At 55.1% G+C, this 21923-nt stretch carries 23 protein-coding genes; 10 read left to right on the top strand and 13 right to left on the bottom strand.

The window, feature by feature from the left end; all coding sequences use genetic code 11:
• Positions 1 to 103: 103 nt before the first annotated feature.
• The 6 genes from MRX98_RS12480 to MRX98_RS12455 all read right to left on the bottom strand — a co-directional run bounded on the left by MRX98_RS12480 (position 104) and on the right by MRX98_RS12455 (position 4341).
• Positions 104 to 688, bottom strand: coding sequence for a sigma-70 family RNA polymerase sigma factor (locus MRX98_RS12480; RefSeq protein WP_246908925.1), 585 nt, complete (start codon positions 686 to 688; stop codon positions 104 to 106).
• 215 nt (positions 689 to 903) lie between these two features.
• A complete protein-coding gene (locus tag MRX98_RS12475) occupies positions 904 to 1230 on the bottom strand; it encodes a hypothetical protein (RefSeq protein WP_246908918.1) in 327 nt (108 codons plus the stop codon).
• A 325-nt stretch (positions 1231 to 1555) separates the two neighbouring features.
• Complete coding sequence (locus tag MRX98_RS12470; protein ID WP_246908912.1) at positions 1556 to 1975, bottom strand: hypothetical protein; 420 nt, start codon at positions 1973 to 1975, stop codon at positions 1556 to 1558.
• Positions 1975 to 3558: a recombinase family protein gene (locus MRX98_RS12465; RefSeq protein WP_246908910.1), complete on the bottom strand. Its 1584-nt coding sequence runs from the start codon at positions 3556 to 3558 to the stop codon at positions 1975 to 1977. Before MRX98_RS12465 ends, MRX98_RS12470 begins: the two co-directional genes overlap by 1 nt.
• Positions 3551 to 4057: a DUF2924 domain-containing protein gene (locus MRX98_RS12460; protein ID WP_246908908.1), complete on the bottom strand. Its 507-nt coding sequence runs from the start codon at positions 4055 to 4057 to the stop codon at positions 3551 to 3553. The genes MRX98_RS12465 and MRX98_RS12460 overlap by 8 nt, the downstream gene beginning before the upstream one ends.
• A 20-nt stretch (positions 4058 to 4077) precedes the next feature.
• Positions 4078 to 4341: a hypothetical protein gene (locus MRX98_RS12455; RefSeq protein WP_246908906.1), complete on the bottom strand. Its 264-nt coding sequence runs from the start codon at positions 4339 to 4341 to the stop codon at positions 4078 to 4080.
• Between the two features lie 305 nt (positions 4342 to 4646).
• On the opposite strand from MRX98_RS12455, the gene lexA reads away from it, so the two are divergent.
• Genes lexA through MRX98_RS12435 form a run of 4 tightly spaced genes read left to right on the top strand, consistent with a single transcriptional unit; the run spans position 4647 to position 8156 of the window.
• Positions 4647 to 5270: a transcriptional repressor LexA gene (lexA, locus tag MRX98_RS12450; RefSeq protein WP_246908904.1), complete on the top strand. Its 624-nt coding sequence runs from the start codon at positions 4647 to 4649 to the stop codon at positions 5268 to 5270.
• Between the two features lie 49 nt (positions 5271 to 5319).
• The gene (locus tag MRX98_RS12445) at positions 5320 to 6486 is read left to right on the top strand and encodes a hypothetical protein (RefSeq protein ID WP_246908896.1); all 1167 of its coding nucleotides are present in this window, start codon (positions 5320 to 5322) and stop codon (positions 6484 to 6486) included.
• Entirely contained in the window at positions 6476 to 7582 is a 1107-nt protein-coding gene (locus tag MRX98_RS12440) for a hypothetical protein (RefSeq protein WP_246908894.1), read from the top strand. Before MRX98_RS12445 ends, MRX98_RS12440 begins: the two co-directional genes overlap by 11 nt.
• The gene (locus MRX98_RS12435; protein WP_246908892.1) at positions 7575 to 8156 is read left to right on the top strand and encodes a hypothetical protein; all 582 of its coding nucleotides are present in this window, start codon (positions 7575 to 7577) and stop codon (positions 8154 to 8156) included. The genes MRX98_RS12440 and MRX98_RS12435 overlap by 8 nt, the downstream gene beginning before the upstream one ends.
• A gap of 130 nt (positions 8157 to 8286) precedes the next feature.
• Here MRX98_RS12435 and MRX98_RS12430 read toward each other — a convergent pair whose 3' ends face one another.
• Entirely contained in the window at positions 8287 to 9783 is a 1497-nt protein-coding gene (locus tag MRX98_RS12430) for a protein adenylyltransferase SelO (protein ID WP_246908885.1), read from the bottom strand.
• Between the two features lie 311 nt (positions 9784 to 10094).
• Between MRX98_RS12430 and MRX98_RS12425 the strand changes: the two genes are divergently transcribed.
• From MRX98_RS12425 to MRX98_RS12415, 3 genes are all read left to right on the top strand, one after another.
• Entirely contained in the window at positions 10095 to 10850 is a 756-nt protein-coding gene (locus MRX98_RS12425) for an ATP-binding protein (RefSeq protein WP_246908883.1), read from the top strand.
• A 42-nt stretch (positions 10851 to 10892) separates the two neighbouring features.
• Positions 10893 to 11105 (top strand): CooT family nickel-binding protein, encoded by a 213-nt coding sequence (locus tag MRX98_RS12420; RefSeq protein WP_246908881.1) that lies wholly within the window; start codon positions 10893 to 10895, stop codon positions 11103 to 11105.
• Between the two features lie 334 nt (positions 11106 to 11439).
• Entirely contained in the window at positions 11440 to 12915 is a 1476-nt protein-coding gene (locus tag MRX98_RS12415) for a YecA family protein (RefSeq protein WP_246908879.1), read from the top strand.
• 174 nt (positions 12916 to 13089) lie between these two features.
• On the opposite strand, the gene MRX98_RS12410 is transcribed toward MRX98_RS12415, so the two are convergent.
• Positions 13090 to 13578, bottom strand: coding sequence for a histidine phosphatase family protein (locus tag MRX98_RS12410; protein ID WP_246908877.1), 489 nt, complete (start codon positions 13576 to 13578; stop codon positions 13090 to 13092).
• Positions 13579 to 14094: 516 nt separating this feature from the next.
• Here MRX98_RS12410 and MRX98_RS12405 point away from each other — a divergent pair.
• Together MRX98_RS12405 and MRX98_RS12400 are read left to right on the top strand one after the other, a co-directional pair.
• Positions 14095 to 14301, top strand: coding sequence for a hypothetical protein (locus MRX98_RS12405; protein WP_246908874.1), 207 nt, complete (start codon positions 14095 to 14097; stop codon positions 14299 to 14301).
• A 21-nt stretch (positions 14302 to 14322) separates the two neighbouring features.
• Positions 14323 to 14841, top strand: coding sequence for a flavodoxin family protein (locus MRX98_RS12400; protein WP_246908866.1), 519 nt, complete (start codon positions 14323 to 14325; stop codon positions 14839 to 14841).
• A 239-nt stretch (positions 14842 to 15080) separates the two neighbouring features.
• Here MRX98_RS12400 and MRX98_RS12395 read toward each other — a convergent pair whose 3' ends face one another.
• The 5 genes from MRX98_RS12395 to MRX98_RS12375 form a co-directional block, all read right to left on the bottom strand.
• Positions 15081 to 16373 (bottom strand): DNA-processing protein DprA, encoded by a 1293-nt coding sequence (locus MRX98_RS12395; protein ID WP_246908864.1) that lies wholly within the window; start codon positions 16371 to 16373, stop codon positions 15081 to 15083.
• A 15-nt stretch (positions 16374 to 16388) separates the two neighbouring features.
• Entirely contained in the window at positions 16389 to 18473 is a 2085-nt protein-coding gene (locus tag MRX98_RS12390; protein WP_246908818.1) for a RecQ family ATP-dependent DNA helicase, read from the bottom strand.
• A 177-nt stretch (positions 18474 to 18650) separates the two neighbouring features.
• Entirely contained in the window at positions 18651 to 18902 is a 252-nt protein-coding gene (locus MRX98_RS12385; protein ID WP_246908816.1) for a hypothetical protein, read from the bottom strand.
• Positions 18903 to 18905: 3 nt separating this feature from the next.
• Entirely contained in the window at positions 18906 to 19634 is a 729-nt protein-coding gene (locus MRX98_RS12380; RefSeq protein ID WP_246908813.1) for a hypothetical protein, read from the bottom strand.
• 183 nt (positions 19635 to 19817) lie between these two features.
• Positions 19818 to 20741 carry an AraC family transcriptional regulator gene (locus MRX98_RS12375; protein WP_246908811.1) on the bottom strand — a complete coding sequence of 308 codons (924 nt, stop codon included), beginning with the start codon at positions 20739 to 20741 and terminating at the stop codon, positions 19818 to 19820.
• Between the two features lie 187 nt (positions 20742 to 20928).
• Between MRX98_RS12375 and MRX98_RS12370 the strand changes: the two genes are divergently transcribed.
• A complete protein-coding gene (locus MRX98_RS12370; RefSeq protein ID WP_246908809.1) occupies positions 20929 to 21918 on the top strand; it encodes an aldo/keto reductase in 990 nt (329 codons plus the stop codon).
• The last annotated feature ends 5 nt before the right edge of the window (positions 21919 to 21923 follow it).

Genomic DNA, 21923 nt, shown 5'->3' with positions numbered 1-21923 from the left:
ATCTCCTGTTGTTTCTCAGGTTTTCTGTTTACCGAGGCCCCGGTCGTCCGCTTCATGCGGCACGATGCTTACTTACCGGAACCCCGGGCGATGCGTCGGTCGATCAGAGGTATTCTTCCAATCCGCCGTCCCGGAATGCGTCCCTCAGCTTGGTCAATTGTCCGTAGAGGGTGCTGCGCGGAACGCCCATCTCTCTTGCAATTTCAGCCATGTTGCTCGACTGCAGTTTTTCGCAGAGCTCCTGCAGATCTACAGGTAGTGCGGCAATGACCCGCTCGACATCGAAGCGGATATCGTTTTGCCGTTGCTCGATGGTTTCCTTGCCGTGGTGTCCCATCTGTCCCTCACTTGAAACCTGCTCGATGCGCTCTGCCGAATCATTGTCACCGCCCGGAATGGGGTCGTTGAGAGTGTTGAAGCATTTGCGCCAGTCTCTGCATTGAGCGAAGCGAGCTTCAAGAATGGTTGAAATCCGCCGCTCCACGATGCGAGTCATGAAGGTTGTTTTCTTCCCCTTGGCAGGGTTGAAGTGCTTCATTCTGCCCAACAGGTCGATCATCAGTTCCTGCTCAAGATCCTGCCGATCGTCTTCTGTCAGTCCGGCTTTACCCACCAGTTGTCTTGCCTTGTGCCGAATAAGGTCTGCGGCATACCCATCAATGCCTTCATAAGAATTTCGATAAAACATTTGGTCCTCCTCGGAGCGAGGAGGAGCACCGCGTGGGTGTCGGCACGGGCCGGAAACAGAGGACGGAACTGATCCAACAAGCGGAGTGTCGCAGGTTCGCCTTTTCTGCCACCTGCCGTGCTGTTAAACACACGGTCAGGTTTGGCTCGGCGACACCCACAACAGCCTCCGCCTTGCGTCCAGCTTGTTGTCGAAGTGTCTAAATTTTCAGTTTGTTATGCAGCCCGTTCCTCGATACGAATCAGGAATGGCAGCCCATGCTTAATTTCAAGATGACGGATGATTCCATCGCCCATGCCGGTAAGGTGTTCGAGTAGAGCGAGCACTTCCTGCTTCAGGGTGAAGTCATCCTTTTCCAGCTCCGGGCGGGTACCGTTCTGGCCGCCCAGTTTGATTTCACGCTCGATAATTGTGTCTGCGGTGAGTTCGGGATTGCCGCCAACAACTGGAATGTTGGAAATGCGCCCGAAGTTGATTTGCTGCATCAGCTCGATGAGCTTTTGCTGCTGTCCGTTTAGTGATGTCTTCTTTATCTGGTTCATGCCGAACCTCCTTTGCTAAGGACCTCCCGGAAGACAGGTCCGGCATGCTTAATCCGGGTGAGGTCGTGAACGTTTTTGTGTTCACCAGACCTGTCACCCTTCTTTGGCGAAATTTCGTTGGACCACTGAAATTTCACTCGATATAGATGCGCTTGGATTGGCTAATGCGTTGAGTTTGAGGGGGATTTAATTGGATGAGACGGGGAAATATTTTTTAACTTTTTTTGCCACCCCTCAGTGAAATTTCGTTGGACTCACTCGTCAGGGCATAAAAAAAGCCGACACGAAGGTCGGCTGTTTGGGATGGTGGTTTATGGGATAGCGATCAGCAGAATCCAAAGAACGTTCGCTGCTCACTCCAGTCGAGCGGGAATGTTTTCACCAGCTTTGACAGTGAGAGTCCGCTGGGCTCTTCACCGTTAATGATGGCTTCGACAATGTCCGGGGCGAGAGTGGTCAGCTTCAGGGTTCTGGCCACGTAGGATGAATCCACATCGAGATCCCTTGCCAGTTCGCTGATAGACTTTATCTCGCCGCTCTCAAGGATGTCCGCCCATGAATAGGCTCTGGCCAGTGACTGAACGATGGCTGTTTGAACCGTTTCCGGCATCCCTTCATTTTCACCGTCCAGCGTGTCCGGAGTGAACACCATTTTCCGGCCGCGCATTCTTCGTATGAACATGGGGATATGGATGTGCAGATTCCCGCTGTCAGAAAGTTTGATAGTTGGTTTAATTTTTTTCATCAGCTGTTACCCCTTTCCCTGACTTCACAGGCCAGACCGGCCAGCTCGGTGACAAGGTTTGTGAGGCCGTTGGTTTTCAGTTCCATGTCGATTCCTGTCTCCCGGATCTCGATGGTTTCCACCAGAAGCTGGATCAGCCGGTTGCGCTCGAGGGGGAACAGATCCTCCCAGAAGGTTTCTACGCTTTGAAAAGCTTCGGATACATCACCTTCGGAAATCTGCTCCGTATCGATAACCCTCAACCGTGCTGATACGTTGGTGAGCTGCTTGGTCAAATCGACGGCCTGCTGGTTGACCAAGGGCAGTCGGTTATTCCGGTCGGGATCATCATTGTCGGGCGACATCAGCTTCAGGGCTTCCTGCCTGATGCTCTGCAGTGATTGTTCGAGTTCCTTTTTCTGGCTCTGCAGGCGCTCGCGCTCTTCCGCCTCGATTTCTCTGGCGGCAAAGTAGGTCTTAGCCACCAAGGTCGGTGTCCTGAATACCGCTCCCAGCTGACCAAGCACCACCGATTCGATGTCTCCGGCAGGAACCCGCTTCAAGGGGCACCGGCTGACAGCGCGTTTGGTATCCTTTTCACATATATAATAGGAGTAGCGCCGGTCGCCTTTGTTGGTATAGGTGATGCCCATGGCACTGTCGCAGTGGCCACACCGGATCACTCCGCTCAGGGGCGAGACCATTTTCACCCGGGCCTTGCTCATCTTGGTTCGATTGTTTTCCGAGAGGAGCGCCTGAACCTTGTCCCAAGTGTTCTGGTCAATCAGGGCATCATGCTCCGCCGGATAGTTTTTGCCTTTGTAGGCAATCTCCCCGATATAGAGCCTGTTGTTGAGAAGGCGGTAGACCTGAGCCGTGTTCCATTCGGTACCGATCCGCTCCTTGCCCTTTTTGGTAGTCCATGACTTGGTTTTGTATCCTTGCTCGTTGAGCTCCTGCGCCACCTTCTTTGCCGATCCCACCTGCGTGTATCGCCTGAAGATGAGTTTCACCAGCGGAGCCTCGCTCTGGTTGATCAGCAGTTTTTTGTTTTCCCGGTCCACGTCGTAACCGAGTACCGCAGGTCCACCACAGTATTTGCCCCGGCGTTTTGCAGCGGCCACCTTGTCCCGGATACGCTCGCCGATGACCTCTCGTTCGTACTGGGCAAAGGTGATCAGGATTCCCAGAAACATGCGGCCCGTCGAGTCGGTGGTGCTGAAGTGCTGGGTGACGGATACAAAGCTCACTTCCTTTTCATTGAAGAGCTCAATCATCTTCATGAAGTCCAGCAGGGAGCGGGACAATCGGTCGATCTTGTAAACGACGATGACATCGATCTTACCGGCATCGATATCCGCCAGCAGTCTCTGCAGTGCCGGACGTTCCATAGTGCCGCCGGAAAAGCCGCCGTCATCGTACCGGTAAGGGATGGCCTTCCATCCCTGCAGCTTCTGACTTTCGATGTAAGCTTCACCTGCCTCCCTCTGGGCATCGAGTGAATTGAACTCCTGATCCAGACCTTCCTCGTGGCTTTTGCGGGTATAGATGGCACAGCGGAGTGTTTTGCGCTGGCCATTTTGAGTGTTGTTATTGTTAAGCATTCGGACCACCTTCCTTTTTTCTGTGACTGTTCTTCAGGCCGAAAAAGATCTTGCCGTTCCAGCGGGTGCCTGTGATTTCCCTCGCTATGGCGCTCAGAGACCTGAAGATGCGGCCGTCGTATTCAAAGCCGCTTTCCCGGGCGATCACCTCATAGCGCTGGTCGTTCCAGATCCGGACAAATCGGGTGCCCGGCAGGATGGCCTCCTGTGATTTTCGTTCTTCCGGAATCTTGCGGATGACCGTTGCCACCGGATCTGTCTCGGCAACTTTCTTCAGGTGGGATTTGGCCTGCTCGGACAGGCCGCCGTAAAAGAGCTCCTGAATCCGGTGTGCCAGCCGTTTAACCAGAAACTGCTTTTTGTACTGGGGTGGCTCGGTTCCATAAAGGTCCAGCCATTTCTCTCTGAGCTGATCAAGGCTCATGTTCTGGAGCGTTGCCAATTGCCTCAACACCGAGGTCTTGGTCGGCTCCGTTTTTTTGTTTTTCAAGTCACTCATTTTCAACTCCTTATATTCGATTACAGGACTCGGTTGTCATGAATGACGCTCTTTCTCGCAGAAGAATCAAGTCCTTCTCTGAAGGTTCCCGAAGAATCTGCAATATTCTTTAAGTTGTTGGCATTATTGGCTTTACGATACCGACTCCTGAGTGCGGCAATGGCCAGAATGGCGGCAATGGAATCCATCCGCTGCTCCGGTGTAATACCTTCAGCATCCGGTAATTGGGCGTCGGTCAACTGGTTTGAGTAAGGGTTTTCGGGTGCTAATTCCACATCAAGCATAAGGGCCTCCGTTGGGCCGGTGCTGATGAGGGAAGCTGCGGGTGCCAAAAACAAAAGGCGGTTGGGATGCGCGTTTTTCAGCACCCACAACCGCCTCTGCCTGGCATCCGGCCAATTGTCTGGTTTCTAACTCATGTCCGAAGCGAATCTTCGGAACTATCGGAGGTTACTTACCGAGAGGGACTTCAATCCGTCGGAAATTTTATTTATAAGATTTCTTGACCTTATGGACGTAAGGTCGTATATTTGCATGTTATTCGGCCCAAACTGGGGCTCTCTGTCTTTTTATAAGGAAGGAGTACGCTATGGGCAGAAACAGAGAAGACGACATTACGCCGTTGCAGCAGGAAACACTTGATGAAATATGCCGGTACGTTTCAGCCAAAGGGTATCCGCCGACGGTTAAAGAAATGAGCGAAACATTTGAAATCAGTCACGCCAGCGTGCATGACCGGATCAACCAGCTGGTTCGCAAAGGTTATTTGAAAAGAGAGGAAGGTAAGGCTCGCGGTCTGACCGTAACCAAGCATCCTCAGACAAACGCGGTCGCCCTTGTGGCGGTTCCGATTGTCGGCACGGTTGCAGCCGGTCATCCGATTTTCGCTCAGGAAAACATTATGGGCGAGGTTCTGGTGGAAGCATCCGTTGTCGGATCAGGTAAGTGCTTTGCCTTGTACACACAGGGCGACAGTATGATCGATGCCGGAATAAATGACGGCGACCTGATCATTGTGAGGCGTCAGCCAATTGCCGAGGACGGTGATATCGTTATTGCTCTGCTTGACGATGAAGCCACGGTCAAAAGGCTGAAAATTGATAATGAGCTCATCGAGCTGGTCCCGGAGAACCCGAGACTGAAACCAATCAGGGTCAAACCTGAGGATGAATTGAGGATTCTCGGCAAAGTGGTGGGCCGTAAACGAATTTGAGAGAACACTATGTAAGGACAGCTATAAGCTAAAAAAACAGGAGAAATTAATGGCAACTTTAAACCTTCGCCGCTTTTCGAAGCCGGAAATGCTCCGGAAGATCGACCGGAGCCATCTGATCACATTTTTTGAGCCCTACACCGAATATCTATCCGGGCGAGGGATAGAGTTGCCATTGGCAGCCGCAGAAAACGGACTGGACTATACAGTCATGAGTAACGTGCTGCTGAACCCGAACACCAGCACACCACCTGAGATGTCGGAAGCCCTCTATTACATTAACGAGATGTCGACTCCTGAGGGTTTCGACCTGATACAGGAGGCCATTGCCGACACCGAGATCGATGTCAGTATCTCCGAAGATGCCGCTTACGGTGACCTGGCTCTGCAGGTCTGGGTTCAGGACCGCAATATCATCGAGCGTCTCCATGCCGAGCAGTTCCTGTTTCGCCCCCGCTCATTTGAATATTTCAAATGCACCCGAGAAACCATTCCGGACTTTGAAGAACCGAGCGAAGAAACCATCGCCGCCCTCGAAGCGGATCTGGATGAATGGTTTGCCAAGAAGCGCCGGGGCCGGGCTTCAAAGGTATTCATCTATGTGAAAGAGGATTTTGTCTGGTTCCTTGTCCGTCATGGAGAGCCCTTCGCTCGGGAATCAATCATCAAGGACGGTGAATCCAAAAGTCTGTTCTATCGGCCGGAAAAATATGACGTGATTGTTTACAACCCGGAGAATGGTGAGATCCGGATGAACGCACGCTCCAAGGGGGAAAAGGAACTGTACCGCACCAAATTTGGCCTTCATCTTTTTGGTGACAGCGAGTTTTTCGATGGCAAAAGCAAATTCACTTTGGAGCCGTTGAGGGAGTCTGGTTCAGCTTCCATCCTCTGTGATGATATTGAAGGGATCGATTGGGTGCGCCTCAAGGAGTTCCAGATCTTCCGTGGCGGAACACATAAAGAGATCGAAATCCGCAAAGCCGAGGACATCTTTGCATCACTGGAAGAACGAGATCGCAGCATCCCCAATGGCGGCCGATTGAGCAAAGCCAGCTTCCAGATCAAGTTTGCCGACTCCAAAACACCACGAACCGTCACACTCAGCTCCGGCAACCGGGCTCAATTCAAACGGGATGATGATGCTGAAGTTCTGGAAAAATGGCTGATTCGCCGTGGATTTGTCATTTCCGGCTCGGAGGATAATGGTGAGTGAAACCCGGCTCTGGCAATTTTTAGAAGAGCACCCGAAGCAGAATGCCCCGTGGTGTGAGTGGCAGGATGCGTTTGGTGGTTGGGACTCCTTCAGTGGATTTGAAACGAAGTTCCTGCAGCTAACCAATCAGCGTGCGTCTGCGGTCAATTGCAAAACCGACTGTGGACAGGGCTGCCCCAGAAAAGTTGTCGAGCATGCCGCCGATGATATTGCTGCGGTGTGCCCTGAGCGGGAAGAGAAGCCTTACGGCCTGAACAAGAGGGATGTGCTGGTCTATACATTAAACCGGTCATCGTTCCAAAAAAGCATCTGTGCCGGGCTTGGAATCACACGGAATGACAATTCGCTGGACGGCATTCCCGGTGTTTTCCGTCTCGGTGATTATACACCGACCGCCGGTTTCAATTTTCCGGTTTACCTGACCTTCAAGAGTGACCCGGACGAACTTCTCGAAAGCGTCAGGAATATCAGTCTGCTTGGACATGACCCTTATGCGCTGATCATTCCAACCCGCAAGCAGCTGACACCCCGAACCGAAGACCTGCTGAGTCGGAGTGGTTCAAAATGTATCGTACTGAGCGAGGAATTTTCCATTCAAGCCAATGGCAGCCTGAAAGCTCTCAGATCGGCAGCTGATGTATTTACAACCTTTCAGGCAGGTGTGCCTGAGCCGGATTCGGGAGGCATGGTCCATTTCGAGACACCTGCCGGTATCAGCTGGAGCGGCATCACCATCAAGTTTACTGACGGCCATACCGTTTCCATCCGCACGACCAAATCACACGGTCGATATAACTACACCCAGATGGGGTTGGCAAATTCAAGAAACGGGAACCCGACTGTTCACTGGGCGCTTTTGAAGGATTTTGCAGAAAACCGAGGCACTATTGATAGCACAAGCCCCAAGGACACACCGTTCCATCACATGCCCAAGCGGAAGCAAGATTTGTCAAAAAAGCTGCGTGAGTTTTTCCGGCTGACAGGCGACCCGATCGAATACCTGAAGGAAGAAGGCTGCTACCAATGCCTTTTCACAATCAAGCCCGAGGGGGATGACGACTCAACCTATATCAACGAGGATGCGCTCTATGAATAAAGTCAGACCGTCGGCGGAGCAGTTGTCCATGTATCTGGAGCGGTGGGATTCATTGGACAATTATGTACTGCAGGAGAGCAGCCTCAGAAAACTGTTCGCGGAGACGTATCCCCGAAATGTCGATATGGATGATGTCCTGATCAAGGTCTGCTCGTTGAACGATTTTTACAGCACGAACATTTTTTCACCATTCACCGTTGCCAAGCACATAGTTGATTTGGATATCGACCACCGCCTCGCAAATCGGGATCAGACTCTGGTGAACGATATTGCCGTGGTTAAGGTTAACGGTCAGAAGACCATCAATTTTTATTCATTTGCCACCAAGTACTGCAGCCACCATTTCCCGGAGGACTATCCGATCTATGACAGCTTTGTGGAAAAGATGCTCATGCACTTCAAGCGGGTGGATAAATTCTATAAGTTCAAGAAGGACGACCTGAAGCACTATCCGACATACCACGCAATTCTGATGGAGTTCAGCAGGTTCTATGGGCTGGAAGGCTTCACCCTCAAAGAGGTCGACAAATACCTCTGGCAGGCGGGCAAAGAATACTTTCCCAAGCAGTACTGACCGCTGGAAATCCGAATAAATATCACTTCCCGAAACCTGCGAGAGACTTTTGGTTTGTGAAAACGGGTGGTTTGACCCGACCATTTGATGTCTTAACACAACTCAAAAATACCGCCATTTGGCTAAATGCTTAATTTGAAAGGATATCTGTAACCGGACGCGTATCGGACCCTGTCCGAAGAAAACAGAGAATACCGCCCCAAACAGAGAATGAACGTGGGGAGAATGGAAAGAATCGGGTGGCTGGAGAGAGGTTCCGGAAAGATGTCAAAACGGTCGAAACCCTTTGAATACAAAGGGAAAAAGAAAACCCGTCACCCCAGAGAATCACTCTGGAGAGACGGGTTGTCATTTTTAAAATGGTGGAGGTCTCCGGAGTCGAACCGGTTGTCAGGTCGCGAAAGGTGTTGGTAAAATCCGCCCCGTGGCGCTGCATGCAGCCGAGCAGTTCCTCCGCTAGGGCGCCGTCAGCCGCTTCCGCATTCAACAATCCCAGTTTGGCCCGCATGCCCTGCAACCAGTAGCGGCGGAAGGTGTCCGAAAATCCGGAGATGGCCTCGTTGGCGATCGATAGGGCTTTCTGGGCATCATCGTGAATCAGCGGCAACAGCGTCTCGGCAAACCGGGCCAGGTTCCACTGGGCGATCTGTGGCTGGCGGCCATAGGCATAGCGGCCGTTGTGATCGATAGAGCTGAAGACGGTGTTCGGATCGTAAGCGTCCATGAACGCGCATGGGCCATAGTCGATGGTTTCGCCGCAAAGGGAAATGTTGTCCGTGTTCATGACGCCGTGGATGAAACCCACCAGCAGCCAGCGCGCCACCAGGCATGCCTGCCGTTCCATGACAGCTTCCAGCAGGGATAGATAGGGATTGTCGGCCGCGGCCAGATCCGGAAAGTGGCGACGGATGGTGTAATCGGCCAGCGTCCGAACCCCGTTGGGGATACCCCTGGCCGCAGCATACTCGAAGGTACCCACGCGGATGTGGCTGGCCGCCGTGCGGGTGAGAACCGCCCCCGGCAAGGCGGTTTCACGGAACACCTGTTCACCGGTGGTCACCACCGCAAGACTGCGGGTCGTCGGTATGCCCAGGGCGTGCAGCGCCTCGCTGATGATGTATTCCCGAAGCATCGGCCCCAACGCCGCCCGGCCGTCGCCCTGCCGCGAAAAAGGTGTCCGGCCGGATCCTTTGTACTGGATGTCGAAGCGATCCCCTTGCGGTGTCACCTGCTCGCCCAACAATATCGCGCGCCCATCGCCCAACATGGTAAAACCGCCGAATTGATGCCCCGCATAGGCCTGAGCGAGCGGCTCGGACCCCTCGGGGATCCTGTTGCCCGCAAAGACGGCCGCGCCTTCGTCCCCCTCCAGGGCAGCGGGGTTCAGCCCCAAAGATTGCGCCAGCACTGTGTTGAACACCACCATTTTCGGCATGCGTACCGCTTCAGGATTCAGCCGGACATAGAACGCCTCCGGCAATCGTGCATAGCTGTTATCGAAATTCCACCCTACGCCCGTGTGGCTTTTCTCGATCTTGGCATCCATAAATCTCCTAATCTTCGATAAGTGAATCGAATACCAAACATTGGAACAGGACACCCTCAGGTCAAGAGCAAACCCGCACAAAGGCCCCCTTCGGGATAGGCGCGGGTCCCGTCAACGCCCGCGCCCAACGTCGCAAAAACGAGACACCAACAAGTGCGGCGTCGCGATTGTGGTATGTATTTGATCCCCAACTTCCGCTGGACAAAGGTCCCGATCCGCGCAACGCCTGGAAACGCAAAGGGATTCACGCCCCCTTGCAATGGCGCGGGATTACGGCACAAGCCTTGCTCTCCTGAAAAGGCAAAGCGAGACCGTACCGATTACCACGGATAACACCGGCACCGTCCAACCCATGTCAGGTGCCGGCAAACCGGAACAAGGAACACAGCGGCATGAAAATATCCATTTGCGGCAAAGGGGGCAGCGGCAAAAGCACGGTGACCGCTCTTCTGGCAGAGCAGGCGTTACGAAAAAATCTATCGGTGCTGGTCATCGATGCCGACGATTCCAATGTCGGCCTGGCGCGGATGCTCGGCTTCGATCATCCACCCGAGCCGCTGATGGAACTGGTGGGCGGCAAAAGCAAAATCAAGGAGAAGATGGGCCAGGGAAACCTGATGACCCAAAATCAGATCCAAACAACGGACATCGCACCCGAGTTCAAGCAACACCGCGATGGCCTCACCCTGGTGGGGATCGGCAAAATTCACCAGGCCCTGGAGGGCTGCGCCTGTCCGATGGGCGTTTTGACCCGTGAATTTCTCAAAAAACTCACCCTGGGCCCCCGGGAAATCGCCCTCATCGATATGGAAGCCGGCGTGGAGCACTTCGGCCGCGGCATCGACGAGGCCATCGATCGGGTCCTGGTGATCGTCGAACCCTCCTTCGATTCACTGCAGACCGCCACCAAAATAAGAACAATGGCCACCGCCATGGGCAAAAAAGTGGCCGCCATCGTGAACAAATCACCTTCGGCGGAGTTGTCCCAAAAGATCAAAACCCAACTGGTCATGGCCGACATCGATGTCATCGGGGACCTGCCCCAGGATCCGACGGTCTTCGAGGCGTGCCTATCGGGCCGCATTCCCGACCAGGGAGAAGCCCTCGATGCAGCCAATCAGGTGCTGCAACGCGTATTGACGTTCTGACGGCTCGCGATCACCTCCGCCACCGGGACCAAGGAGCATTTTATGTGCCTGAGCACCGCCTACCTGAATTCAGACGGAACACGCCGGGAAGTCATGAAGGATGTGGCCCGCATCGAAGCCGTCGACGGCGGCGTGTGGCTGATCAATCTGTTCGACGAGCGCCAATTCGTTGAAAACAGCACCGTGCGCACCATCGACCTGGTCAACGACCACACGGTGATCCTCGAGCGCACGGAGACGAACGCCGGCACATAAAGCCACCAGGACGCCACATACCACCCCATCCGGTATCGCAGGGCATGGCGACCCACAGCAGGTGGTATCCTGGATACCATTCCACTGGGGGTGCCCGCAGCAGCCGCAAAAGGCCGGATGTCTCCCGCCGACGCAACCTTCATCCAGCCTGATCATCCGCACTGCCCCACCTGCCGTCGGCCCCATCACCACGGAAAATCATCGTTGTCCCGGCCCCACGTCTTGGCCGCATTGGGTTATGATCCGGTCTATGATATGGATTTCATAAACGGCAACGATGGACCATGGATTGCACCAGGGCGGCCGACACCGGCCGAATGAAAGGCGGCACACAATGAAAACCGGACGCAACGATCCCTGTCCCTGCGGCAGCGGAAAAAAATTCAAAAAATGCTGTATCCACAAAGCGGTCATACCGGCGGAGACAGTGCACTATCGACGCTTGTCCGAAGCCCACGATCGGCTGATTGAACGCATGTCCGATTTCGCCGAACGGAAAATCGGCGGTCCCGCGATGTCATTGGCATTGAACGAGTTCATGAACTGGCCTGAAACGGACGAAGGCTTCGACAGCGATGAGATCGAACGGATCGCGCCGATCTTCTGGCCCTGGTTCCTGTTCAACTGGGAGTATGAGGCCGATGCGGAAGATGATCCGGAATTTCAACTGGATCTGCCGGAAGAGACCACCATTGCCGAAATGTTCCGGGAGGCCCGTGGCGAAAAACTCGATTCCCTGGAACTGCGCGTGCTCGACGCCATCAATCGCGAACCCTACAGTTTCTGGGATGTGCGCCACGTCGAAAAGGGGCAGGGCATGACCCTGCACGACATGCTGCGGGACTTTCAAATCAATGTCGTGGAACGCGCGGGGTCTGAATTCCTGCGACCCGGCGATGCGATTTTCGGACGCGCGGTGGGCATCGACGGCGTGGGCATGCTGTTCGGCCTCGGCCCCTCCATGATCCCCCCGGACCGCAAGCCGCACATCATCCAGATTCGCAAATTCCTGCAACGAAGCGAATACCCGATCACCAATGAAACCCTCTGGGAGCATGACATCGAGATTCGCGATCTTTACTTCCAACTCGCACACGCTCAGCACACCCCACCACGCATGACCAACACCGACGGCGATCCCTTGGAATTTCACAAGCTGGTTTTCGAAGTGGATTCCGCCGACGAGGCCTTCACAAAGCTCCAGACCCTTTGCGTAACCCAATCTGCCGCAGAGCTGGCGGCCGACGCCGAGCGTGATGCAGCCGGCCGGGTCACACGCGCCGAAATCCCCTGGGACCGTTCCGGGCACAAGGCCAGTGCCGCATTGCCCAACACCTTGCTGGGCCACATCCGGATTCAAGGGCGCCGCATCACCGCGGAAGTCAACTCGGCCGAAAGGGCCGCGACCCTGCGCCATGAAATCGAAACCCGATTGGGCACCGCCGCGCGTTTCAAACTCGACGAAATCCAGGACATGGAGGCCATGATGGCCTCCATGAACGCCGGCGGCTCCGGAGCCCCGCAAAGCGCCGCAGAGCAGGAAGCGTTGATGCAGATGCCCGAGGTCCAGGACCAATTGAAACAATTCATCACCCAGCATTGGACCACCTGGGTGGATCATCCGTTACCGGCACTGGGCGGCCTGACACCCCGCGAAGCGGTCAAAACCAAGGAAGGACGCGAGTCGGTCGATGCCCTTTTGCAAAGCGCGGAAAGGGCCGATGGCACCGACCCCCTGACTGCCCGGGCCAACCGCGAAGGCACCCGACTAGCCAGAGAAATACTCGGATTGAAGCCGCAGGAGGAATAGAAGGATGGCATTGGCGACGATATGGGCGGGCCGCACCGGGGGCTACCCGAGCTGTTCCTTTCCAGCCGCCGCACCGTCGCCAATCCCGTTTTCAAATGGAGTGCCGGGGAGCTGAACACTGCCGGCTCAAGAAACCACCAGAAGACGAAATCCCTATCCGGCGTTCCAAAACGCTTAATCAAACCTCAAACGCCCAACCACCTCGTAACCGCCATCCCCGGTCAACGCCAGCACCACGCCCTCCCCGGACAATACCCCGATGCCGGCAATGCCGGAAATATTGACGAAGTGGGTCACCAGCACGATCAACTCGCCGTCCGGGGGCTGTCGCGCCAGAAAAGCCCGCAGATCGGCCAGGGCCGATTCAGCCGCCTCCGGCTTATTGAAAAATGAATTCAAAGCGGCCAAATCGGTCACCGGGCCAAGACCGATAAGTTGCGCGGTCTCGCGGCTGCGGCACCACTGACTTGAATACACCCGCGCCGACATGACGCCTCCGGCACGAAGCCAAGTGCCGATCCGGCGCGCTTGCGCCCTGCCCTGGTCGTCAAGATTGCGCTGGGTCGTGCAATCTCCGATCGTAAAACCGTCCGGATCTCCGGTGCCGGGCGCATGGGCGTGGCGTATCATCAACACATGCCCGCCGGTTTTGATCCTATCCATCAATTCATTACCGGCGGCGGCATCGGCGCCGGCAAAAACAGGTATTAGCAACGAAAGGCAAATCAAGGCGCAACACCATTTACGCAATTTCATTGTTCACCTCATAAAGTGAAATTCAACGCCTTCGGCATGAAGGTTGACAGAAAGGTCCGGAACCCGCCATGATTGCATCATAACATCAAAGCCCGTGAAAGGTAGCATCTCCCATGGCCTTGAGAAAACGCAGCCCATATCGTTCCTTCGTCAGCTACATCGACAAGAGCCGCACCTATTACGAAGCCCACGGATATCAACAGCCATACACCTGGGCCGTTCATGACCAGGCACCCTTCACGCCGCCCCCCAAACCCCTGTCGGAGTGCAGGGTGGGCCTTGCAACCACCGCCTCGATGGTCGATTTGGGCGAAGGCGTTGAAAGCCTGATGAGAGAGCGGGGTCTAGAAATGCGGTGTCGCCCGCTTCCTGTTCACCGATTTTCCCCTGGGCAATCCCTGCGGAAAGCACGGGGATGTGGAAATGCAACGTACCGTCTTGGGGCTCGCACTCGACATGCTGGAGCGCGCCTGGTCGCCCTGCACCACCGTGCGAGCGCCCTTCACCTGGTCGGATGATCGATGGCGGCAAAAATTCATGCGCGTCGATGACGCCAACCGGGAGGCACTGGCCCGCGCCGGAGAGGAGCGACGGCGCTTGCAGGAGCGCATGAAACCGGGAAAGCCTTAAAATAGAAAAGGAGATTACACCATGAAAGTTCTAGTGACTTATTTCAGTCAAAGTGGGAATACGGAAAAGATCGCCGAAGCCATCCGGGAAGAAGCATCCCAAGCAAATCAGGCCGATTTGAAGAAACTGGAGGATGTCGCCGTTGCTGATTTGGCGGGATATGATTTCATTTTCATCGGTTCCCCCCTGCATGCCGCAAATCTGGCCGCACCGGTCAAAGCGTTTCTAAAGGAAATACAAGGCGTACCAGGACAAAAAATGGCCGGTTTCATAACGCATTTCGCCCCCGCCTATCCGGACCAGGATATGGATGCTTTTACAGAGCCGATCAAAACGATTTGCAAAGAAAAGGGTATCGAATACAAGGGCTGTTTTGATTGCCAGGGCGCACTGATCGAATCATTGCACGCAGCAGTACAGAAAAAACTGAATGCATCGGACGAGCAGTGGGCGGATATGATTCAGCAGATGACCGGTCACCCCAACAAAGAAGACATGGAAAGCGCCAAAGCATTTGCCAGAAAAGTTTTGGCTGGCTAAATACCCCATTGAGCGCGCCGCAAAGAAAACAACTTCGCATTTCAGGCGCCCGGATGCGGGTCGGGTAGGTTTGATCAGCGGATTCAAAACCGGAGGCATAGCGTCCTGTTCCGAGGATTTTGAATCCGCTGATCGGGCCAAGACGGCCGGAAACAGGGACACATAAAATATAAGGGTGTCCCGCTTCACATAGGCTTTGTTTGGCAACAGATCAAGTGTTGAACTTTCACATGCACCTGCTATTTTCTCCGATATCTTACGGGGCGGGTTTTCTTCTCGATGATACCATCTTCAACAGCCCGTTTGAGCCAGTCTTCGATATGCCCCTTGCGCACATCCAGTTGTTCAGCCAATTCAGCAGCCGAGACCCAATCCGCCGCAGCCCTCAATATCACCGGCCGCACAATGTCATATATCATCGGCAATCCCTTGGATTCATAATCCTCCGGCGCCGGGTGCGCATCGGGCGGATGGCTTTCCGTAACCTCCGGATAGGCACGCGGTTCCTCCTTGACCATATCCACCTCAACCGGTTGGACATCACCGCCGAAGAGCGACTGCTGCACCGGCGTCCGATTCTTTTGCGACGTTCCCTTTGCCTGGGAAAGCAGACTTTTCAAATTTGTATCCCAGGGCGGCTGGGGAAATGGTCGTGCACCCAGGTCCATCAACTCGCGGTTGCCCTGGGGCACATCGTCCGCCATGCGCACAAACAAGGGCCGGACGCTTGTCCGCTTCAGCTCTTCGGTCGCCCCGGCCCAGGTTCCGCCTTTTTTGACCTCCGCACTGATGATCAAGGCGAAATCGGAAAGCGCGTAGATATACTTATTGCGGCCCATGGCATTACCCACGTTGAAACGGGAATCGGGATGAAAGGGCGATACCAACGCCAAACGTTTCTCCCGGATGCCGGTCCGATATTTACGCGCCAGTGCGGTTTTTTGGAGGCTGTCGGCCAACACCCCCACCACCTTGCCGCCCGCCTCCAGGGCGCTGAGCATGGCCGTCTGATCCACTCCCCGGGCGCCTCCGGAGACCACGGGCAGACCATCCCGGGCACAAGCCCGGGCCGCCATTCGGGTAAATGCTTCACCCTCGGCATCCACATTGCGCGACCCCACAATAGCCAAGCCCCCCAGATTGAGCAGGCCGCTATCGCCCACCCCAAACAGCACCGGCGGCGCCTGGCGTCCCAGATGCTTTTTGAGTCGCTGGGGGTACACCACATCACTGCGACAGACAATCCAGATGCCATTGTGGGTCCACTTTTCCACCACCAGCGCCATGGCTGCCCCGCGACCCAGCAAATGCTGGATGCGGTGGCCGTCGATCTGCAAAGACCCGTCCATGGCCAGGCGGTCTATCGGCGATGCCAATAGATCGGCCGGCCGCATCTTGCGGTCCACCATCCAGTCGGCCAAACGGTTGTATTCAGCCAGGCTCAGGGGCTTTTCCGCATTTACGCCCTTATCGCCGCTGAAACGGCCGCACAGCAGCAAAATGGCTTTGGCATCTTCGGTGAGATATTCCATATGCGTCACCATGAATCAGGCGCCCCCTGGCGAACTGACGGCCAAGGCCACGGGAAACACCGCCGGGCACCCGGCCCGTTTCAACAGCGCGCCGACGACCGTAAAGGTCCAGCGCGAGTCGACCAAATCATCCACCAACAGCGCCGGCCCATCCGGCATCAGGGTTTCCTCGACCTCGAACACCCCATCCAAATTCCGGGCTTGTGAAAAACTGTTTTGCATCTCTTTCTGGGGCCTATTTCCTTTTGTTTTATGAACGCAGGGCACAAAAGGTATTCCCAGCCGCGCGGCCAGGCGCTGGGCAAAATCAGGGACCAGTTGCGCGGTTTTCGGATTCAACGATGGCACACAGGCCAGCCATCGCGGCAGCGGATTGGGCCGCCATGCCTCTTCGATCATCCCGGCGCAGGCTGCCACCAGGTCATCGCTGAATCGGCCATGCTCGAACTTGCCTTGCCGAACCATCTCACCCCAACCGGCATCCCCCCACAGACACAGGGCCCGACCCTCCTCGACCCTCTGTTTTAGTGTGATGGTACCTGAAAAACCGAATTCTGGAAATGCCCCGGCACCGGGCCACCGTTTACGCGGATCGATCACCTGGTAACTGCGGCGCAGAAACAGGGCGGCCGCATTGGCCAGGTCGGCATCCACAGCTGTGGGCAAAAGAGGCTGCCCTTCGCAGTTTGCGCACTTGCCGCAAAGGCCGGCGTGGGGGTCGTCCAGCGCATTGGCCAGATAATGCATCAGGCATTCACGCGTTTGCATATACTCCAGCATCACCTGCTGCTCTGCACGCCGCAGCGCGCATAACTTCTCGATGGCCGCCTGGTCCAGAACATAGTCGATGGGGGTGGCAAACCACCTGCTACCCTGCTTGACTATCGGTGCCGGCGACTCTACCGAAAGGTACTTAATGGTCTTGGCGATCTCCCCCTTCCTGAGGTTCACGCGCTGCTCCAACATGGTCATGGTCAGACCATCCTCGGCGTCATTGAGTGCCGCCAGCACCTGGTCCACATGCACCTGGGGTGGAAAGGCATTGCGAATAAAAAAGTGGGTGATATCCGAATCCTCATGGCCGCCAAGAAGAACCCCGAAGGCCGAATCCAATCCCCGTGCGGCCCGGCCCACCTGCTGGTAATAGTGCACCACCGACCCCGGCCGCTGGAAGTGAATGACGAATCCCAGATCCGGTTTATCGAATCCCATGCCGAGGGCCACGGTAGCCACCAGGGCTTTGATTTGGTTGTCGAGCAGCCGGGTCTCCAGTTCCTCTCGATCTTCCACACCGGCATGGTAGGCCCAGGCCTCGATATGGTTCTGCCTGAGCCACAGGGCCACTCGTTCGGCATCGCGTTGGGTCAAGGTGTAAACGATGCCGCTGCCCGGAATGCGCGGTATTTGATGGGCCAGCCAGGCCATGCGGGCCGCCGGGTTAGGCATCCAGATATTTTGCAGCCGTAAGGATTCGCGGACCAAAGGACCCCGCACGACCTGCAGATTGCCCAGCTGGGCCGCCACATCACGGACCACGCGGTCATTGGCAGTGGCCGTGGTGGCCAATACAGGGATGTTGCCCGGCAAGGCCAGCAGCACGCGAACGATGCGTCGATAGTCGGGCCTGAAATCGTGCCCCCAATCCGAGATGCAGTGGGCTTCATCCACCACGAACAGACCGATCTTGTCCGCCACCGGCAGCAGGACACCTTCGCGGAAATCGTCATTGGCCAGCCGTTCGGGGGAAATCAGCAGAATATCCACGCGACCATCATGCAACTGCTGCTGCACCGTCTCCCAATCCTCGCGGTTCGATGAATTTATGGTGGCCGCCCGAATGCCGATGCGTTCAGCCGCCTGAATCTGGTTTCGCATCAAAGACAGCAAGGGAGAGATCAAAAGTGCCGCTCCGGCCCCCTGGTCCCGTAGCAAGCGGGTAGCCAAAAAATATACCATGCTCTTACCCCAGCCCGTGCGCTGCACCACCAACAGACGGCGGTGGCGCAGCAAGCCTTCAATGCACACCCATTGGCCATCCCTGAAATCGGCAGCCGGATCGGCCAAGGCCTGCTGCAGGAGTTCCTGTGCCTTTTTTTTCATTCCATCCCCGCTTCGCTGATGGCTTTCCCGTCATTTACCCTTTTGAGGTTCGGCAGCCTCGCAGATTTACTACAAGTAATGGGCTGTGGCAATGGACAGATCGGTTATGCGGGACTCTGACCCGGTCCAGCTAAATACTATATACCAAATGGGTCCAATCGTATTCGCCGGCCATAACTAGTCTCGATCCTGTTTTCGTTCAGCGGCGATGATCTGGTTGACCCGGCGGGTGGTCACACCGGCGAGGTTGGAGATCTCCTGGCTGCTGATCCCCTGCAGATGAAGGGCAAGCACCAGGTCGCGGCGCTCTCGGTAAAACCGGCTCGGTGCGGGGCCCCAGAGAATCCCGGTGTAGTGCTTTTGGATCTGCTCGAAGAGTTCCTCGGGCAGGACATCCTTGGCGTTGGCGTAGCGTTTCTTTTTCTTCACGTCTCAATCCTCCACTTTCTTCATCCACGGCTGCGGTACGTCCGGGTTGTAGAACCGCAGCGTGCTGGGACGCCCGGACTTCGGCCCGTGGACAATTTCGATAAAACGCTCGGTGACCTCGCCAATCTCCTGATCGCCATCGACGAAACAGACCAGGCCGTAGTCCTCGCCGCAGGGAAACCGGAACCGGCCCTGGTTCTGATATAGGCGTGCCTCGGACCAACCCTTGGCCATGGCCTCCTCACTGATGGCGTCGACCTTGGCGACTGCCTGGGAAGTCACCGGCTGCTTACATTTCCAAGCTTGGTTGCCGGGATAAATCCAGTCCTTTCTGGGAACTTCGACGGGTTTCTCCTGGGGCTCGGGACGAAGCGCGGGTGACCGGTAACTCTTCTGGGAAAAAGAGTGCAGGACCTCCTGCAGGCTATCCTTGCCGAACTCCCGGATGGCCAGCTCCTGCAGGGCGTTGAATCGCTGCCGCAGCGTGTTCCAGGCATCCTCGGGGAGCTTTCCGGCCTTGTGCGCGGCTTGGGCGGTAACCATGCGGGAACGCAGCCAGGCAAAGTATTCAGGCGACAGACGACGACACAGCGTGCCGTTGACCTCCCTGTCTTCAGGCCAGTCACGGGCGTCCTCGATCTCGTGGACGTCGAGCCCGGTGGAGACATAGATGGCGGGTTGCGGTGGTAATGATGGAATTTCACATCCTGCCGAGGCGTCCTGCCCTCGCAATCACCGCAAAGGCCATGAAAGCCTTGTCTGGCAAGGGTTTGGCGTGCGGTGGTCATCCACCGCAAGGGACAGCGGTGTTCACCGCACCACCGTAAAAGAAAAGGACGCCCGAGAGCAAAACCAGACGCAAAGGTATTGTCGGTTGTACGAAGGTATCCAGTTTAGTTGGTAGCGAGGAATGTGCTACCCACTCACACTTGTTGACTGTTGGCGCAGGGTCATGATGTCTCGTACCGGTGGTGCGCCATATAGGCGACTGTATTCACGACTGAACTGTGATGGACTTTCGTAGCCAACTTGAAATGCAGCGGAGGCGGCATCAATGTGTTCTGTCAACATCAGTCTCCGCGCTTCTTGTAACCGCAGTTGCTTCTGGTACTGAAGTGGGCTAAGTGCCGTCATGCTACGAAAATGGTGATGAAAGGTTGATTTACCCATATTGGCCATTTCAGATAGTTCATCGACCCGTAATGGCTGTGAGAAATTTGCTTTTAGCCACAATACGGCTCGAGCAACCTGTTGGCTTTGGGTGCCCGTTACTGCAAGCCGGCGCAATATAGCCCCCTGTTCCCCCACCAGTAATCGATAAAAAATCTCACGCTGTATGACAGGCGACAATATTGGAATATCTTGTTTTTGGTCAAGCAAGTCCACTATCCGCTGAAAAGCATTTAGTAATGGTACTGTCAATTCCCCAGTAGCCATGCCTCGGTCTGTTTTCTGTGTACGTGGTGGGGGGAGTTGGCTGTCCGCCATTAGATGAGAAATATCGCTATAATCAAAAGTCAATCTGAGGCCCAGGTATGGTTTCTCCTGGCTAGCCTCGATTACCTGTGCAATTACGGGTAAGTGTAACCCAGATAATAAATAGTGGTTTTCATCGTATACGTATGTGTCATCCCCCAGCAATACCCGTTTAGCCCCCTGAGCAATCAAGCAGACACTCGGTTCGTACATCCCTGTGAGCGGCTCGGAGGGCTCTGTTTTTCGATAGAGCGACAACCCTGGAACCGCCGTTGTACGCAACTCTCCATTTTCAGTTAAACGGGCAATGCTGTTCGCCAAACCGTTCATGGCGAAACTCAACACATTATCCTTTGTTTTCATTGATTTGCCTCCATATTTTGGCCTTGATATCCGCCTATGATACTTACCAAATCGTAATACATCAATGATTTTTTACCGGCCCTTAGAGGAATAGGCAATGATTCGACAGGATTGGTCTACCTGTTTTTTGTGCATGTTGCTAATTTAAGGCCATGAACGAAACAGCACCCTTAGCAAGGAGATGAATATGGAAAAACGTAAACTGGGAAACAGCAATCTTGAAGTCACAGTCATTGGTTTCGGTTGCATGGGGTTGAGCTATGGCTACGGTCCGGCCACGGACAAAAAAGATGGGATTGCGTTGATTCGCGCAGCCGTTGAGCGTGGGGTGACCTTCTTTGATACGGCTGAGGTCTACGGGCCGTTCACCAACGAGGAATTGGTCGGTGAGGCCCTTGCGCCGATTCGTGACCAGGTCGTGATTGCCACGAAATTCGGTTTTACCTTTGGCGACGACGGCAAGCAGCAAATCTTGAACAGTAGGCCGGAGCATATCAAACAGGTCGCCGAAGCAAGCCTAAAGCGTTTGAGGACAGACGTCATCGACCTGTATTACCAGCACCGTGTCGACCCCAATGTGCCAATTGAAGACGTTGCCGGGGCAGTGCGCGACCTGATCCAGGAAGGAAAGGTAAAGCATTTTGGATTGTCCGAAGCTGGAGCAGAAACAATTCGCCGTGCTCACCAGGTTCAACCGGTTACCGCTCTTCAGAGTGAGTATTCTCTCTGGTGGCGCGAGCCTGAGAAAGACATTTTGCCGACTCTTGAAGAACTCGGGATTGGTTTTGTGCCCTTCAGCCCTCTTGGAAAGGGCTTTCTGACCGGCGCAATCAATGAGGAAACAAAATTTTCCGAAAATGATTTTCGAAACATCGTGCCGCGTTTTTCACTTGAGGCCCGTAAGGCCAATCAGGCGTTAGTCGATTTGCTTGGGAAAATTGCAGCCAGCAAACAGGCAACCCGTGCGCAGGTTGCAATTGCTTGGATTCTTGCACAAAAGCCCTGGATTGTTCCGATTCCCGGAACCACTAAGCTTCACCGTCTGGAGGAGAACATCGGTGGTGCTGCCGTCGAGTTGACAACCGAGGACTTGCGCGAAATCGAGAGCGCGACGGCTAAAATCAAAATTCAAGGGGCTCGCTACCCAGAGGCCCTGCAAAAGCGGGTCGGTCGTTAAACGGC

The organism is Desulfatitalea alkaliphila (genome assembly GCF_022968795.1).
Lineage (GTDB): Bacteria > Desulfobacterota > Desulfobacteria > Desulfobacterales > Desulfosarcinaceae > Desulfatitalea > Desulfatitalea alkaliphila.
This window is presented reverse-complemented; position numbering and strand designations above follow the sequence as displayed.

Coding starts and splice junctions, on each gene's coding strand:
- MRX98_RS12480 (WP_246908925.1), bottom strand. CDS start 688: ATGTTTTATCGAAATTCTTATGAAGGCATTGATGGGTATGCCGCAGAC.
- MRX98_RS12475 (WP_246908918.1), bottom strand. CDS start 1,230: ATGAACCAGATAAAGAAGACATCACTAAACGGACAGCAGCAAAAGCTC.
- MRX98_RS12470 (WP_246908912.1), bottom strand. CDS start 1,975: ATGAAAAAAATTAAACCAACTATCAAACTTTCTGACAGCGGGAATCTG.
- MRX98_RS12465 (WP_246908910.1), bottom strand. CDS start 3,558: ATGCTTAACAATAACAACACTCAAAATGGCCAGCGCAAAACACTCCGC.
- MRX98_RS12460 (WP_246908908.1), bottom strand. CDS start 4,057: ATGAGTGACTTGAAAAACAAAAAAACGGAGCCGACCAAGACCTCGGTG.
- MRX98_RS12455 (WP_246908906.1), bottom strand. CDS start 4,341: ATGCTTGATGTGGAATTAGCACCCGAAAACCCTTACTCAAACCAGTTG.
- lexA (WP_246908904.1), top strand. CDS start 4,647: ATGGGCAGAAACAGAGAAGACGACATTACGCCGTTGCAGCAGGAAACA.
- MRX98_RS12445 (WP_246908896.1), top strand. CDS start 5,320: ATGGCAACTTTAAACCTTCGCCGCTTTTCGAAGCCGGAAATGCTCCGG.
- MRX98_RS12440 (WP_246908894.1), top strand. CDS start 6,476: ATGGTGAGTGAAACCCGGCTCTGGCAATTTTTAGAAGAGCACCCGAAG.
- MRX98_RS12435 (WP_246908892.1), top strand. CDS start 7,575: ATGAATAAAGTCAGACCGTCGGCGGAGCAGTTGTCCATGTATCTGGAG.
- MRX98_RS12425 (WP_246908883.1), top strand. CDS start 10,095: ATGAAAATATCCATTTGCGGCAAAGGGGGCAGCGGCAAAAGCACGGTG.
- MRX98_RS12420 (WP_246908881.1), top strand. CDS start 10,893: ATGTGCCTGAGCACCGCCTACCTGAATTCAGACGGAACACGCCGGGAA.
- MRX98_RS12415 (WP_246908879.1), top strand. CDS start 11,440: ATGAAAACCGGACGCAACGATCCCTGTCCCTGCGGCAGCGGAAAAAAA.
- MRX98_RS12410 (WP_246908877.1), bottom strand. CDS start 13,578: ATGGATAGGATCAAAACCGGCGGGCATGTGTTGATGATACGCCACGCC.
- MRX98_RS12405 (WP_246908874.1), top strand. CDS start 14,095: ATGCAACGTACCGTCTTGGGGCTCGCACTCGACATGCTGGAGCGCGCC.
- MRX98_RS12400 (WP_246908866.1), top strand. CDS start 14,323: ATGAAAGTTCTAGTGACTTATTTCAGTCAAAGTGGGAATACGGAAAAG.
- MRX98_RS12395 (WP_246908864.1), bottom strand. CDS start 16,373: ATGGAATATCTCACCGAAGATGCCAAAGCCATTTTGCTGCTGTGCGGC.
- MRX98_RS12390 (WP_246908818.1), bottom strand. CDS start 18,473: ATGAAAAAAAAGGCACAGGAACTCCTGCAGCAGGCCTTGGCCGATCCG.
- MRX98_RS12375 (WP_246908811.1), bottom strand. CDS start 20,741: ATGAAAACAAAGGATAATGTGTTGAGTTTCGCCATGAACGGTTTGGCG.
- MRX98_RS12370 (WP_246908809.1), top strand. CDS start 20,929: ATGGAAAAACGTAAACTGGGAAACAGCAATCTTGAAGTCACAGTCATT.